The sequence below is a fragment of the Gemmata sp. SH-PL17 genome (assembly GCF_001610855.1).
Taxonomy (GTDB): domain Bacteria; phylum Planctomycetota; class Planctomycetia; order Gemmatales; family Gemmataceae; genus Gemmata; species Gemmata massiliana.
Window position 1 is genome coordinate 4,743,050 of the sequence record NZ_CP011271.1, and the last position, 14,646, is coordinate 4,757,695.

At 63.0% G+C, this 14,646-nt stretch carries 12 protein-coding genes; 8 read left to right on the plus strand and 4 right to left on the minus strand.

Annotated elements, in window-relative coordinates:
* The first annotated feature begins 1 nt into the window (after position 1).
* The 3 genes from VT84_RS19605 to VT84_RS19615 all read left to right on the plus strand — a co-directional run bounded on the left by VT84_RS19605 (position 2) and on the right by VT84_RS19615 (position 5,032).
* Entirely contained in the window at positions 2-430 is a 429-nt protein-coding gene (locus VT84_RS19605) for an ISAs1 family transposase (protein WP_239465414.1), read from the plus strand.
* A gap of 263 nt (positions 431-693) precedes the next feature.
* Positions 694-3,546: a DUF1553 domain-containing protein gene (locus VT84_RS19610; protein ID WP_082840702.1), complete on the plus strand. Its 2,853-nt coding sequence runs from the start codon at positions 694-696 to the stop codon at positions 3,544-3,546.
* A gap of 61 nt (positions 3,547-3,607) precedes the next feature.
* Entirely contained in the window at positions 3,608-5,032 is a 1,425-nt protein-coding gene (locus VT84_RS19615; protein ID WP_082840703.1) for a DUF1501 domain-containing protein, read from the plus strand.
* Between the two features lie 10 nt (positions 5,033-5,042).
* Here VT84_RS19615 and VT84_RS19620 read toward each other — a convergent pair whose 3' ends face one another.
* Positions 5,043-5,861, minus strand: a complete 819-nt coding sequence (locus tag VT84_RS19620) for a tetratricopeptide repeat protein (protein ID WP_052554785.1) — start codon at positions 5,859-5,861, stop codon at positions 5,043-5,045.
* Positions 5,862-6,085: 224 nt separating this feature from the next.
* Positions 6,086-6,961 carry a Kdo hydroxylase family protein gene (locus VT84_RS19625; protein WP_052554786.1) on the minus strand — a complete coding sequence of 292 codons (876 nt, stop codon included), beginning with the start codon at positions 6,959-6,961 and terminating at the stop codon, positions 6,086-6,088.
* A gap of 82 nt (positions 6,962-7,043) precedes the next feature.
* Here VT84_RS19625 and VT84_RS19630 point away from each other — a divergent pair, with 82 nt between their 5' ends.
* Complete coding sequence (locus VT84_RS19630; protein ID WP_082840704.1) at positions 7,044-8,873, plus strand: prenyltransferase/squalene oxidase repeat-containing protein; 1,830 nt, start codon at positions 7,044-7,046, stop codon at positions 8,871-8,873.
* 70 nt (positions 8,874-8,943) lie between these two features.
* Here the strand turns inward: VT84_RS19630 and VT84_RS19635 are convergent, their stop codons facing one another.
* Positions 8,944-9,906 (minus strand): ThuA domain-containing protein, encoded by a 963-nt coding sequence (locus tag VT84_RS19635; RefSeq protein WP_052554790.1) that lies wholly within the window; start codon positions 9,904-9,906, stop codon positions 8,944-8,946.
* Between the two features lie 220 nt (positions 9,907-10,126).
* Here VT84_RS19635 and VT84_RS19640 point away from each other — a divergent pair, with 220 nt between their 5' ends.
* Together VT84_RS19640 and VT84_RS19645 are read left to right on the plus strand one after the other, a co-directional pair.
* Positions 10,127-11,926: a polyprenyl synthetase family protein gene (locus VT84_RS19640; RefSeq protein WP_082840705.1), complete on the plus strand. Its 1,800-nt coding sequence runs from the start codon at positions 10,127-10,129 to the stop codon at positions 11,924-11,926.
* A gap of 152 nt (positions 11,927-12,078) precedes the next feature.
* Positions 12,079-12,627, plus strand: coding sequence for a hypothetical protein (locus VT84_RS19645; RefSeq protein WP_082840706.1), 549 nt, complete (start codon positions 12,079-12,081; stop codon positions 12,625-12,627).
* 62 nt (positions 12,628-12,689) lie between these two features.
* Here the strand turns inward: VT84_RS19645 and VT84_RS19650 are convergent, their stop codons facing one another.
* Entirely contained in the window at positions 12,690-12,896 is a 207-nt protein-coding gene (locus VT84_RS19650) for a hypothetical protein (RefSeq protein WP_157469643.1), read from the minus strand.
* Between the two features lie 175 nt (positions 12,897-13,071).
* Between VT84_RS19650 and VT84_RS19655 the strand changes: the two genes are divergently transcribed.
* A complete protein-coding gene (locus VT84_RS19655) occupies positions 13,072-13,464 on the plus strand; it encodes a hypothetical protein (protein WP_082840708.1) in 393 nt (130 codons plus the stop codon).
* A gap of 105 nt (positions 13,465-13,569) precedes the next feature.
* Complete coding sequence (locus VT84_RS19660) at positions 13,570-14,553, plus strand: IS256 family transposase (protein WP_082840709.1); 984 nt, start codon at positions 13,570-13,572, stop codon at positions 14,551-14,553.
* Positions 14,554-14,646: the final 93 nt, after the last annotated feature.

Genomic DNA, 14,646 nt, shown 5'->3' on the forward strand with positions numbered 1-14,646 from the left:
CATGACCCTTGAAACTACTGGTTATGTAACGGTGGTCCAAGACCCGGATGGGTTGCCGGATGGTTGGTCGGATGTGGGCGCGGTGGCGCTGGTGTGCCGGGAGCGCCGGGTAAAGGGTCAGAAGAACGAGGGCACCGGGCACTATTACATCACCCGCCTGCGCGTGAGCGCGGCGGTGCTAGCCGGTTACATTCGGAACCATTGGGGCATCGAGAATGGGCTGCACTGGGTACTGGATGTGGCGTTCCGAGAGGACGACAGCCGTGCCCGAACCGGCCACGCGGGGGCCAACCTGGGGATGCTCCGGCGCGTGGCCGTGTCGCTCCTGAAGCGCGCCAAGACCAAAGGCAGCATCAAAACCCGGCGCATGAAGGCCGGTTGGGATGACAACTACCTATTGCAAGTTATCCCAGGAATCACGGCCCAATAAAGTGCGCACGCCCTGCCTCAGACGGTCATGAGAGCCGATCACAGGCTGCCCGTCAATCCAATAGAGCAGGTTCTGTACCCGCATCAGTTTCTACTGGGGAATTCGGGCCGTCTTTCAAAACCCCTTTCGGTGCGGCTCAATTCTTCGCGCCCGGAACAATCGCACGGGCGTCTGCCCCACGCGAACAGATTCCAGGTGCGTTCACTGGGTGAATCGGCATAATTGATTCCCGGGCTACCACTCTCGCTGCCGGGGTGCTCGCGATGCGATTTGCTGTCCTCTCCGCGCCCGCGCTCTTCGCCCTCGTGCTCTTCACCCCCGTCGAACCTGCAACCGTCCGCGCGGCCAATCCCGATCCGCCCACCGACCCGGCCGCACTCGAATTCTTCGAGAAGAAAATCCGGCCCGTACTCGTCGAGCACTGCGCCGCGTGCCACTCCGCCGACGCGGAGAAAAACAAAAAGCTCAAAGGCGGGCTGTTCATCGACTCGCGTGACGGGATACTCAAGGGCGGCGATAGTGGCCCCGCAGTGGTGCCGGGCAAACCGGCCGATAGCCTCCTGCTCAAGACGATGAAGTACGACGGGGACGTGCAGATGCCCCCCAAGGGTAAGCTCCCGGCTACGGTCCTGAAGGACTTCGAGAAATGGATCGCGATGGGCGCCCCGGCCCCACAAACTGGCGGATCAGCGCGCCCCAAGAAACAAGTCGGGCTATCCATCGAAGAGGGGCGGAAGTTCTGGGCGTACAAGCTCCCCGCCCGACCGGTCGTGCCGAACGTTCGGAACCCGAAGGGGGAAGTCCGAAACGAGATCGACGCATTCATCCTCGCGACTCTCGAAGCGAAGGGACTGAAGCCCGCCCCCGAAGCGGATCGCGCGACACTCGTTCGGCGACTCTACTACGACCTCACCGGGCTGCCGCCGTCGCCCGAAGAGGTCGATGCGTTCGTGGCGGCCAAAGCCCCAGATGCTTACGAGAAACTCGTGGACAAGCTGCTCGCGTCTCCGGAGTTCGGTGTCCGGTGGGGGCGCCACTGGCTCGATATCGCCCGGTTCGCGGAGTCGGTCACGCTACGCGGGTTCGTTTACCCGCACGCCTGGCGCTACCGCGATTACGTAATCGACTCGTTCAACGCGGACGTGCCCTTTGATCAGTTCATTCGGGAACAACTCGCGGGCGATCTCCTCCCTGCTACTACCACGAACGATCGAAAGCGCCAACTCGTTGCGACGACGTTCCTGCAACTCGGAAACACCAACCTCGAAGAACAGGACAAGAAGGCGCTCCGGATGGACGTCGTTGACGAACAGCTCGATGTCATCACGAAGGGTTTCCTGGGACAAACCGTGACGTGTGCGCGGTGCCACGACCATAAGTTCGACCCGATCCCGACAAAGGATTACTACGCCCTCGCCGGCATCCTGCGCAACGTCAAGGCGATGGAGCACGCGAACGTATCGAAGTGGATCGAGGTACCGCTCCCGGCCGCTCCCGCGACCGAATTGGCGCTCAAGGAACACGAATCCGCGGTCACGTCGCTCCAAGCGAAGATCGCGACTGCAAAGAAAGCAGCGGGTACCACAGCGGCCGGCGCACTCGCGGTAAAGGACGTTCCCGGAATCGTGGTAGACGACACTCAGGCGAAGAAGGTCGGTGATTGGGTGCCGTCCACGTTCAACAAAACGTTCATCGGTGCCGGCTACATTCACGACAGCGATGGGGGGAAGGGTCAAAAGACGCTGACGTTCCAACCGGACGCAGTTCCCCCGGGCAAGTTCGAGGTCCGGCTCGCGTACTCGCCGGGCACGAACCGGGCCGCGAAAGTTACCGTCCACGTCTTCAGCGCCGACGGCGAAACCGAGATCGGCGTTGATATGACGAAAACTCCGGCAATCGACGGCCGGTTCGTCTCACTGGGCGAGTACCGATTCGAGAAGGGCGGGCAAGCCTACGTCATGATCTCGAATGAAGGGACAAAGGGGCACGTGACGGCCGACGCGGTCGTGTTCCTGTCGCTCGACAAGAAAGAACAAGGCAACAAGCCCGCCCGAGCGGAAACGAACACGCTGAAAACCCTCGAAGCCGAACTGAAGAAGCTCCAGGCAACCGGACCGAAGCGCGAGATGGCGATGTCGGTCGTCGAGGAACCGGTGATCGAAGACACGAAGGTTCACGTTCGCGGGAGCGTCCACAATTTGGGCGAAGTCGCCCCACGCGGGTTCCTGACGGTCGCACTGTACGGCACACCGCCAACCGTTTCCAAGAACCGCAGCGGGCGAGCAGAACTGGCGGATTGGATCGCCTCGAAAGACAACCCGCTGACCGCCCGCGTCGCGGTGAACCGCGTGTGGCACTGGTTGCTCGGCGCGGGTCTGGTTCGCACCGTGGACAACTTCGGCACGACCGGCGAACTCCCCAGCCATCCGGAACTGCTCGATCACCTGGCGATTCTGTTTCAGACCCCGACCGACCACGCGAACGGTATGGGATGGAGTACGAAGAAGTTTGTCCGGTACATCGTTCTCAGCCGTACCTACCGTCAGTCCACAACTGGGGACGCCGCAACGGTAACTGCGGACCCGGAAAATCAACTGTTCAGCCGCGCGAACCGCAAACGCCTCGAAGCCGAAGAGATCCGCGACACGATTCTCACTGTGAGCGGCCAACTCGACTCCACTCGCGGCGGACCGACGTTCCCGGATTCCCTCGCCGCGGACTACGGCTACAAGACCAATTCAACTCGCCGAAGCGTGTACCTGCCCCAATTCCGGAACGCGATGCCGGAAATGCTCGAAGTGTTCGATGCGGCGGACCCGAGCATCACGACGGGCAAGCGGAACAGCGGAACGGTCGCCCCGCAAGCGCTGTTCATGATGAACCACCCGTTCGTTCTGGAACAGGCCGAGCATTCCGCAACGCGACTATTGCGCGAAAAGCACGCCGACGACGCAGCCCGGCTCACGCGCGCGTATCGACTTGCGCTCGGTCGCGACCCCACACAGGGCGAGCGCAAAGTGGCCGAGCGGTTCTTGAAGGGCAAATCCGACCGGGACGGTTGGACCGCGGTGTTCCACGCACTGTTCGCATCGGCCGAGTTCCGGTACGTGAATTGACGCTCCATCGGCTCAAAATCGATAACGCTAAGTTCGCCTGATACACGGCACGAGAACGACCATGCTGCCACTCCTCTCTCGCCGCGACTACCTCGCTCGCACCGGGTGCGGCTTCGGTGCGCTCGCACTCGCGGGCCTCGCGACGCAAAGAGCACGCGCCGACGCTCTCGCGAACCCGCTGGCAGCAAAACCGGGACACCACCCGGCGAAAGCCAAGCGGGTCATCTTCCTGTTCATGCAGGGCGGCGTTTCGCACGTCGATTCCTACGACCACAAGCCGCTGCTCGACAAAGAAGACGGCAAGCAACTGAAATTCGACGACGCCCGCGTGGTCGCTAACACCGGGATGCGCGGGAGCACGCAGCGGGTAATGAAACCGCTGTGGAAGTTCGCCGAGCGCGGCCAATCGGGGAAATGGGCTTCGGACCTGTTCCCCGAAGTCAACGGAGTGATCGACGACCTGTGCTTCATCCACTCGATGCACACCGAGGGCGTGGCACACGGCCCGGCGACACTGTTCCTGCACTGCGGGTCGACGAGCTTCGTGCGCCCGAGTTTCGGGAGCTGGGTGCTCTACGGACTCGGGAGCGAGAGCGCGAACTTGCCGGGGTTCGTCAGCATCGCACCATCAAGCGGTAACGGTGGGGCGCGGAACTACGGTAACGCCTTCCTCCCGGCCATTTATCAGGGCACTCCCGTCGGGCGCGCGGGTGGTCCCGCAAGCGAGGCTACCATTCGCAACCTCGCTTCCGCTCTTCCCTCCGGCTCAGCGCAAGAGCATTTCGACCTGCTGCGTGAGCTGAACGCCGAACAACTCAAAGCTAAACCCGGCGACGCGGAACTGGAAGCGGTGGCGGCGTCTTACGAACTCGCGTGGCGCATGCAGAAGAACGCCCCGGACGTGATGGACATCGCAAAGGAGACGAAGGAAACCCAGAAGCTCTATGGCATCGGGACGAAGGAAACCGACAACTTCGGCAAGCAGTGCCTGATGGCCCGTCGGTTGAGCGAGGCCGGCGTGCGGTTCGTGCAGGTCACCTACGGCGACAACACCGCGAACCCGGCCTGGGACCAGCACTCGAACCTGCCCAAGCACGCCGATCACGCGCGAGCGGTCGACAAGCCGATCGCCGGGCTACTCGCAGACCTGAAGCGCCGCAGACTGCTCGAAGACACGATCGTGTGGTGGGGCGGCGAGTTCGGCCGAACGCCCTACGCGGAGAAGAACGGGACCGGCCGCGACCACAACCCGGGCGGGTTCACAGTGTGGCTCGCGGGCGGCGGGTTCAAGCCCGGGTTCTCGTTCGGTGCGACCGACGAGTTCGGCGCCGCGGCGGTGACCGACAAGGTCCACCTCCACGACCTGCACGCGACGATCCTGCACCAACTCGGGCTGAACCACGAGAAACTGACGTTCAAGTTCGCGGGCCGCAACTTCCGACTCACCGACGTTCACGGGCGCGTCGTGAAGGACGTTCTCGCCTGAACTGGGGTGCCTACTCGCGCCCCTCAGTGCGATACGGTTTACCGTCCTTGTAGAGCTTGACCCGCACCAGCGCGTTCTCCCGGCTCTGGCCCTGGAACGCTGGGAACTCCAGCGCCTTGGATTGCCAGCGCCCGGCCTCGTCGAACTGCCCGTTTTCGGCGTAAGCCGCGGCCAAGTTGTCGATGCAGTCCGGATCGCTCCACGCGGTCAGTTCGCACGCGCGCCGCGCATCGCGTACCGCTTCAGCGCCGTCCCGATACTTCCCCTCCGAGCACGTCGCACGCAGCCACGCCCGACCCGCGAAGGCGCCCGCATGATTCGGCGACAGCCTGAGGACCATGCCGTAGTCCTCCAGGGCACCGGCGTAGTCCTTATTCAGATGCCGAGAAACGGCTCGGCCGTAGTGGGCCGCCGGGTCACTCGGAGACAACCGCAGCGCCTCCGTCCAGTCTCGTTCCGCCTTTGCGTATTCTTTTTGTTCTGCCAGTGCCGCAGCGCGACGCAAGTAGTGCGAACCGACACGCGGTTGGGCTTCGATCATGCCGGTGAAGTACGCGGGCGCGTCCGCGAGTGAAACGACCTCTGCGATGCGCACCCACCCGCGTTTCCCCCCGGAGCGGATCAGCACCCAATCTCCCCGCTGCTCCCGAACCGTCACCACCACCTCGGTGACCTCACCCGCGTTGACCCACTTCCCCTCTTCGGTGTACCCGAACGAGACGCGCGCCCGCTTCACGACCACGCGCTGGTCCGCGCAAAACTCCTCCGCTTCCCCAACTGCCGGTGCCATGAAAACGGCCAAGATTGCCACCCACCGTCGCACTGACATGTGACGTGCCTCCGGGCGACTCCGGTGTGAGCGGCCCGGTTTATAAATCGCTCGGAATCGAGAATCCAGACGAGCCGCTGACGTGCTTCGTACCGAGGTGTCCAATGACGGAAGGTGCGTAATGTGCGAAGGCCGCGACGGTTTTAATGCAAGTTCTGCGAGCTGGAAATGCGTGAGGCGCCGCGCGATCATTCAGAACGCGCGACGTGAACCCGGTTCTGCCATTAGGCGAGTTTGCGGCCCGCGAGCGATTCCAGCACCCGGATCGGCGCCGAGTTCGGGTTCCGTAGCGCCCGGACATCGACCCAGAACGTCTGTTCCAACTGGTGGGCACCCGAAATGGCCGCGTGCGACACCTGATCCGTGAAGCACACCCACGTACTCCCGGCCGGGAACGGGTGCGTCGAACTCGCGAACCGCTCCTGGTAGGCCGGGTCGAGTTTCATCGCGTCGTGCAGCTTGAGCATGTAGTGGTCGTACCGCGTGCGAACGGCCTTCGTCACGCCGACGGCCGCGAGCAATCGGCGCTCACCGGGCAACGGCGAGCGCAGGTGCGCCCAGAACTTCCGCGCCACCGTCTCGAACGGTTCGCCCACTTTCCACACCCGCGCCCGCCCGTCCGGGTTCACGTTGCTGAACACACGCAGAATACGCTTCCCGTTACTCGGTTGGCTCGGGAAACTGTCCACGTGCAACCGCGTATCATCCTTGCGCCACGACTGTTTGCGCCCGGCCACTTCCACCGGGCGGAGGCTCGTGCGCGCCTGGTGAAGCCCCGCGCCGTAGTGCGGGAGCAGCGTTTCGAGGAGCGCACGCGATCCAGTCGCGAACCGGTCCATGAGCGCGCGGAGATCGTGGAATTTCATCGCCGCGACGTTCGCCCCGCCGAGCTTACCGCTCTTCGGCTCGTAACTGACGTTCTTGGAACTCCCCACGATGTCCGGCGTCAGGAACTCGCGCTCGTTCTCGCTCAGCGCGAAGCGCAATTCGGGCAGGAACAAGACGCACCCGGTTTCGAGGGCGTCCGTGGCAAGCTTCTGCTCCGTTTCGGAGAGTTGGCCGCCCCAGGTGGTGAGGTTAATAGGATGAATCGCGGACATGGGGCGCCCCGAACGTGCAGGGATTACTCATTCCCCACAATCGACGCCGCTCCCCCGCCCGCTTGAATCAAATGGGTATTGCATGATCCCCGCAGACCGCCTCCGCGCCGCATATCTCGCCGCACGCGACGCACTCCTCGCGGAGCGGGTGCCGGGAGGTCACTGGGTCGGCGAACTTTCGACGTCCGCCCTCTCGACCGCGACCGCCGTCATGGCGCTCCACCTGGCGAACCCGTTCGAGCACCGCGCGCGGATCGACGCGGGCCTGAAGTGGCTCGCGGACCACCAAAACGCGGACGGCGGGTGGGGCGACACGGTCAAGAGTTTCTCGAACATCTCGACGACGATGCTGTGCCGGGCCGCGTTCAAGTTGGCCGGGGCAAAAGAAGAGGGAGAAACGATCCGGCGCGTCGAAGACTACCTCACGCTGAAAGCGGGCGCTCTACCCACGCGCCGGGCGGCTGCGATCCGGCACCGGTACGGTAAGGACCACACGTTCTCCGTACCGATCCTGATGACGTGCGCGCTGGCGGGGCTGGTTTCCTGGGACGAAGTGCCCCGGCTGCCGTTTGAAGCGGCGTACCTCCCGCAAAGCTGGTACCGGTTCGCGAAGATGCCGGTGGTGAGTTACGCCCTTCCCGCGCTCATCGCCATCGGTCAGTGCATCCACCACCACCGGCGCTCGCACAACCCGATCCGCAACGCCGTGCGCCGGTTCGTCCGGAACCGCACCCTGAATGTCCTGCGGCGCATTCAGCCAAAGACCGGCGGGTATTTGGAAGCCACACCACTGACGAGCTTCGTCGTGATGGCACTCTCTTCCATGCGTCGCAAACGTACTGCTGCAGAAGCCCAAGTCATTGATGAAGGCGTGCGGTTCATCGTGAACTCGGTCCGCCCCGACGGAAGCTGGCCGATCGATACGAACCTCGCGACATGGGTGACGACACTCTCCATCAACGCACTCGTTGCAGTTGGCGATACACCGTCGATACCGGCTCCTCCGAAGTGGGAAGGCGGCTCACTCTGGGACTGGCTGATGGGCCAGCAATACCGAGAGAGGCACCCGTATACCGGAGCAGACCCCGGAGGTTGGGCGTGGACCGATCTTCCCGGCGGAGTACCCGACTGCGACGATACGCCCGGAGCAATTCTGGCGCTCTACCACATGGGTTACAGCCACTACCCCACAGAGAGCGTCGGCTGGGTCATTGGATTACAAAACTCCGATGGTGGATGGCCGACGTTTTGTCGGGGGTGGGGTACGCTCCCGTTCGACCGCAGCGGCGCGGATTTAACAGCACATGCCCTTCGCGCGCTCGCAGTTTGGTCCAAGCGCTTTGAACACGACCACCACTGCTGGCTCGGCAAGCCAGAGAGCAAGTATCAATTCCTTATTGGCTACCTAGGTTTGACCTGGAAAAAGTACCACGCAACTGTCTCCCGCGGCCTCGCATACCTCGCTAAGCAACAGCGCCCCGACGGATCGTGGCTCCCCCTCTGGTTCGGGAACCAGCACGCGCCGGACGACATCAACCCTGTCTACGGCACCGCGCGCGTGCTCGCCGCGTATCGCGACTTGAAACTAAAAGATTCGCCGGAGTGCCGGCGCGGGGTCGAGTTCCTGCTGTCCGTGCAGAACGCGGATGGGGGATGGGGTGGAGCGAAGGATTGCCCGTCGAGTGTGGAGGAAACGGCGCTCGCAGTAGAAATGCTGCTCGACCTGGCGCCCGGAGACGCCGTTCAGCGCGGGGTCGCGTGGCTGGTAGAAGCGGTCGAATCGGACCGGTTCCGCGACGCCAGCCCGATCGGGTTCTACTTCGCAAAGTTGTGGTACTTCGAGAAGCTGTACCCGATCATCTTCACCGTCGCAGCATTGGGACGGGCATGCCGGGGCGAACGGCCAGTGTAAGCCGGCCGATATACTTGCGCCAGCTATCTAATGCAGTCACACCGGCCGGCTTACACCGGCCGTTCGCCAATCACTTTTTGGCCCCTGGCGGCAGAATCGGCACGAACGGCTTATCGTTCTTCTTGTCGAGGTTCTTGTTCAGGTCTGCCGGGTCGAAGTCCACCTTCGCGCCCTTCTCGGGCACTTCGACCTTCGCTCCCCAGAGGATCGCATTCACCACCACACGGCGGAAGTTCTCATCGTCCCAATTGCGGTGCGCGTGACCGCCGGTGAAGCCGAAGCTGCGTCCCGCGCTCGCGCGCTCGAAGGCCCATGCCATCGTTTCGATTTCGCCCTTCCGCGCCTTCGTGTGCGGCGTGCGGCGCGAATCATCGGGCGGGACGGCCTGCAAAATCGGCGTAACGCCCTTCATGTCGTCGATCCAGCGCATCCCGAAATACCACTCGTCGTTGAGCGTGAACGGTTTTACTCCGCGTGTGATCTCGTGCTTCGGCAGGCTCCGGATGTTCGCGTCCCAGTGCGGGTTGATCGAATAGCCGGTTTCGTAGTAGCCGCCCAGCCACCCTTTGACCGGCGTTGCAATGTCGCGGTCACCAGATTTCACCGGGTATTCGACCGCGTAGTGCATGTTGACCCACCCCGCCCCGCGGTCGATTTGCTTCTGGATGATCTTCATACGCTCCGGCTTGATTGCGGGGTGGTTGCCCCCGCCGTCCATGTACATCACGATGCAATCGGCCGTATCGAACAGCTTCTCGTTCTTCGGCCACCCGTTGCGGGCCATGATCGGGAACACGCCATCAGTTTGTTTGAGCAGGTTCACAAGGATCGCGCTGCCCGCGAAAAACTCGTGGTCGCCCGGACCGTGGCTCGCTTGGCCCGCGACGATCAGAATTCGCTTTCCCTTAAAGTCGGCCGGCGGCTCGACTTCGAGCGGAACTTTCGACTGGTCATAAGGATCGGTCTTCGGTTCGTCGGCCCGAAGCCCGATAAATGGGGTTAACAGCAACAGTGCGGAGAGGAATCGCGTCATGGTGTGAAAGACTCCGAGTCGGGGGCGGGTATCTGGCGGGTGGTACCGGGCGACTACACGAAAACGCGCCGCAAGTCGGAACGCAAGCGCTGTTTTCAGTTGCGTCGCGGGGTTGTTGTGGCCAAACTGGTTGTGACACCCGCCGCCCAGTATCTTCTCTCTGCGCGCTCCCGCAAGAGCCGTGACTCGTATTGCCCCTGCCGTAGCCAAGGGATCAACCGTGACGACTGTCGCCGAAGTCCTGACGGAAGCCACGAACGAACGCGCCCCGACCAAGCCGCCCAAACTGAATTCCGCCGCGTTCAAGGAAGTCCCCCAATCGCGCGCGGTCCGGGATTCGATCCGCGCCGCGATCGAGAAGTTCTGCAAAACGCTGGACAAGTCCAAGCCGCTCACGCGCGAATCGACCCGCGAAATGGCCGAAGGCGTGCTCAAAACGCTCGGCCTCGGGGAATCGTGCCTCGGCTTCACGATGGTGATGCTGACGAACGAGTTCTGGCGTGAGCAGGTCGCAGCGATCCCGTTCCATCGTCGGCTGATGCTCCTGCCGCACTGTCTGAAGAACGCGGAGGGGTGCCCGGCCGAGTACGACGAACTCGGACTGGACTGCAAGAAGTGCGGCGCGTGCGAGGTCGGTGATTTCCGCACGAAGGCGGAGGAACTCGGTTACAAGGTGCTCGTGAGCGAGGGCACGCCGATCGTTCTGAAGATCATCGTGAGCGGCCACGTCGACGCGATCGTCGGGGTCGCGTGCCTCAACGTGCTGGAGAAGGCGTTCGACAAGGTGCTGCTCGCGGGCATCCCGTGCATCGCCACCCCGCTCCTGTCGAGCAACTGCAAGAACACGTCGGTGGACAACGACTGGGTGTTTGAATCGATCGCTCTCCACACCCCTGCGCCGGACACGAAGACCAAGACGTACATGCACCTGATGCGCGCCGCGAACGCGATGTTCGACGAGCCAGAACTGTCGCGCCTGGTTCCGCGCCCGCGTGCGACGGCACCGGAAACCGATCCGCTCCGCAAGCACGAAACGATCGCTTACGATTTCCTCGCGCGCGGCGGAAAACGATCGCGCCCGTTCATCACGCTCGCCAGCTACGATGCACTCAAAGGCGCGCCGGCCACGCTCGCGGAGAGCGGTTGGGAACTTCCCGACTCGGTGAAGCGCGCGGCCATCGCGATCGAGACGTTCCACAAAGCGAGCCTCGTCCACGACGACATCGAGGACGACGACGCCTACCGTTACGGCACCGAGACGCTGCACCGCACCTACGGTGTGGGTACCGCGATCAACGTCGGCGACTACCTCATCGGCCTCGGCTACCGCTGCGTGTCACGCGACCGCAAACAACTCGGGGCCGAGATCGCCGCGGACATCCTCGACAAGCTCGCGGACGCGCACATCAAGCTCTCCGAGGGCCAGGGCGCGGAACTGCTCTGGCGCGAAGCGAAGGACCAGTCGCTCACCACACTCGACGCGCTGAAAATCTACGCACTGAAGACGTCGCCCGCGTTCGAGGCCGCGCTCTACACCGGCGTGCGACTTGCAGGCGACGCAACGCACCACGAGAAGATGATCGCGGACTTCAGCCGTAACGTCGGCGTCGCGTTCCAGATCCTCAACGACATCAAGGACTGGACCGGCGACGAGGACAACAAGCTCGTCTCGGGACAGGACGTGCTCGCGGCCCGGCCGACGCTGTTACTGGCACTCGCGCTCGAAGGCTCAACACCGGCCCAGCGCGAAGAACTCCTCCACCTTATCGCGAGCGCCAAAACGGTGGGCGCGGACAGCGAAGAGATCGTGGCCCGGGTCCGGCACCTATACTTCGCGGCAAAGGTGTTCGAGAAGGCCGATAAACTCGTGGACAAGTTCCGCGCGAAGGCCGAGTCACTCGCCGATGAGGTCCAGCCCACCGAGTTCCGCGAGCTGCTCTACTATCTCGTCGACAGCGTGCTGGAGAAGCCCGAACTCCCGCGCCAGGGCGTGGTACAATTTGTGGAGTTAGGTAAATAGGCGAACGGCCGGCGTGAGCCGGCTGGTACGTCTCATCCGGGTTTCACCAGCCGGCTCACGCCGGCCGTTCGCCTGAAAGCTCTCCCCGCCTGCGACGGTATCTCTCCGGCCTGCCAATTACTCCGACCGTGTACCCGCTGCGAGGGGCCGATTTGCTGACGACTGCCCCAACGTTCGAGCACTTGTATCACCTGTTCCCGGACTCCCCGGACCGCCCCGAAGCGGTCGAGGTGCCGGCGAGTGAAGTGCCCGAGCCGTACTACAAGCTGCTCGTCCACACACACCACATGACCGTGACGGTCGAAGAGTTCTACGGCTCTCCGGTCAATGTCCGCGTACTGAGTTGCTGCCGCGCCGGTAACGAGTACGCGCGGAAGATTCTGCTGGCACTCCGCGAAGACGCGGACCGCGTGGTCCAGTTCGGGCTCGTGCGCATCAATCTGGGCGTGTGCCCGGAAGCGGTCCGCAACGCGATCGTCGAGGGGAAGACCCCGCTCGGGCGCGTACTCATCCAGCACAACATGCTGCGCCGGATCGAACCGCTCGCGTACATTCGGGTGACGCTCAGCCCGACGATGGCCGAATGGTTCCGCGTGCCACCGGGCAGCGAAACGTATGGGCGCATCGGTGTCATATACACCGGCGACCGCCCGGCCGTGGAAGTGCTGGAGATCCTGACGCCCGTGCCGGAAAGCAACTAACACCCTGCCGAAGACGTGAGGCGCCCAAAGCGGCCTCACGTCTTCGGCAGGGCGTGCGCACTTTATTGTGCCGTGATTCCTTGGATAACTTGCGGCAGGTAGTTGTCATCCCAACCGGCCTTCATGCGCCGGGTTTTGATACTGCCTTTGACCTCGGTGCGCTTCAACAGCGACACGGCCACGCGCCTCAACATCCCCAGATTCGCTGCCGCGTGGCCGGTTCGGGCGCGGCTGTCATCTTGAAACGCCACATCCAACACCCAGTGCAATCCGTTCTCGATGCCCCAGTGGTTGCGGATGTAACCGGCCAGTTCCGCCCGCGCATACGCAAGTTGGTGAGGTAATAGTGCCCCGTGCCCACGTTCTTCGGGCTTGTCCTGAATCTTGTGTCAGTGGGACGGGTTGGCTATTACCCAGTCCTCGTACCTGACGGAGATTCCCCAAATGGATGCGATCTTCAAGAGCCAAGCGGAACAACTCGCACGCGAGATGGCGACGCAAGCCACGACTCTGGACGACCTCAACGGTCTGATGCGGGCCATGATGAAGACCGCACTCGAACGAATGCTCAACACCGAGATGGATGTTCATCTCGGGCGACGGGCACAACCCGTCGGCACCAACGACAACACGACGCACAACGCCGAAGCAACGAGCGGGTCCGAGAACGTCCCAACGACCTCCAAGAGGTCACACCGCGGTTTGCGCGCTCGCGTCAGAAAGCCCCTGAGAATGCGGGAAACGCTTTGGAACCGTGGGGACAAATTACGAGCTGTCGCTCCAAAGCACCCAGAGGGCGGATTTTACAACTCATTACCGAACAGCGAGTTGCAATAATCTGCCAGGTCGGAGAATGTCCTCCGCGCAAACCGCGGCGTGACCTCATCTCCACCTCCACCGCAACGGACATTCCCAGAAGACCGTCGGCGGTGATATGGGGACATCCAACTGCGAACCCCGCGTGACCGCAACGGCACGTTCGAGCCACAACTGGTCGCCAAGGGGCAGCGCCGGCTCGACGGCTTTGACGAGAAGATTCTGACCCTTTACGCCAAGGGCATGACGACGCGTGACATCCAGGATCTGGTCCAAGAACTCTACGGTGTGGAGGTGTCGCCCACGCTCGTCTCGGAGATCACCGCCGACCTCGATGCCGAAGCCACCGCCTGGCGCACCCGGCGTCTCGATGGGGTCTGGCCGATCGTGTACCTCGACGGCATCGTGGTACACATGCGCGGCGACAACGGTCGCGTGTCGCCGCACACGATGTACGTCGCGATCGGTGTGAATCTCCAGGGCCACAAGGAACTGCTGGGCTTGTGGCTGAGCGAGACCGAAGGAGCCCAGTTCTGGCTGTCGTGCCGGACGGACCTGAAGAGTCGCGGTGTGAGCGACATCTTCGTGGTGTGCGTCGACGGGCGGAGCGGGTTCCCGGAAGCGATCCGGGCGGCGTTCCCGCACACGAAGGTGCAACTGTGCATCGTGCATCTGGTGCGGGCCGCGTTGAAGTACGTGATGGACAAAGACAGTCGTGAAGTTGCTGCGGACCTGAAGACGATCTATCAGTCGGCGACGGTGCTCGAAGCGGAAGAGGCGTTGAAGAAATTTGCGACGAAGTGGGACGTGAAGTACCCGACGATCGCCAAGCAGTGGCGCCTGAAGTGGACGGACATCATCACCCCGTTCGAGTTCCCGGCACCGATCCGCAAAGCGATCTACACGACCAATGCGATCGAGTCGGTGAACCGCGTGATTCGGAAGTTCACCCGGAACCGGAAGCAGTACCCGAACGCCGAGAGCGCGTTGAAGTTGGTGTACTTGGCGATCCACGAGGCATCGAAGAAGTGGATCATGCCCACCGCGGGCTGGAAGGCCGCGCTCAACCACTTCGCCATCGTGTTCGAGGGACGCATGCCCACAGGCTGACAGCAACCGATGTGCCCGACCTACCTGACACAAGAATCTTTACAGGCCCGTGGGTCGAACGAAGGCGCTTCCGACGCGACCCCGACGCCTACC

Bases quoted from the DNA above. Each gene is read 5' to 3' on its own strand.
- VT84_RS19605 (WP_239465414.1), top strand. From the start codon at position 2: ATGACCCTTGAAACTACTGGTTATGTAACGGTGGTCCAAGACCCGGAT.
- VT84_RS19610 (WP_082840702.1), top strand. From the start codon at position 694: ATGCGATTTGCTGTCCTCTCCGCGCCCGCGCTCTTCGCCCTCGTGCTC.
- VT84_RS19615 (WP_082840703.1), top strand. From the start codon at position 3,608: ATGCTGCCACTCCTCTCTCGCCGCGACTACCTCGCTCGCACCGGGTGC.
- VT84_RS19620 (WP_052554785.1), bottom strand. From the start codon at position 5,861: ATGTCAGTGCGACGGTGGGTGGCAATCTTGGCCGTTTTCATGGCACCG.
- VT84_RS19625 (WP_052554786.1), bottom strand. From the start codon at position 6,961: ATGTCCGCGATTCATCCTATTAACCTCACCACCTGGGGCGGCCAACTC.
- VT84_RS19630 (WP_082840704.1), top strand. From the start codon at position 7,044: ATGATCCCCGCAGACCGCCTCCGCGCCGCATATCTCGCCGCACGCGAC.
- VT84_RS19635 (WP_052554790.1), bottom strand. From the start codon at position 9,906: ATGACGCGATTCCTCTCCGCACTGTTGCTGTTAACCCCATTTATCGGG.
- VT84_RS19655 (WP_082840708.1), top strand. From the start codon at position 13,072: ATGGATGCGATCTTCAAGAGCCAAGCGGAACAACTCGCACGCGAGATG.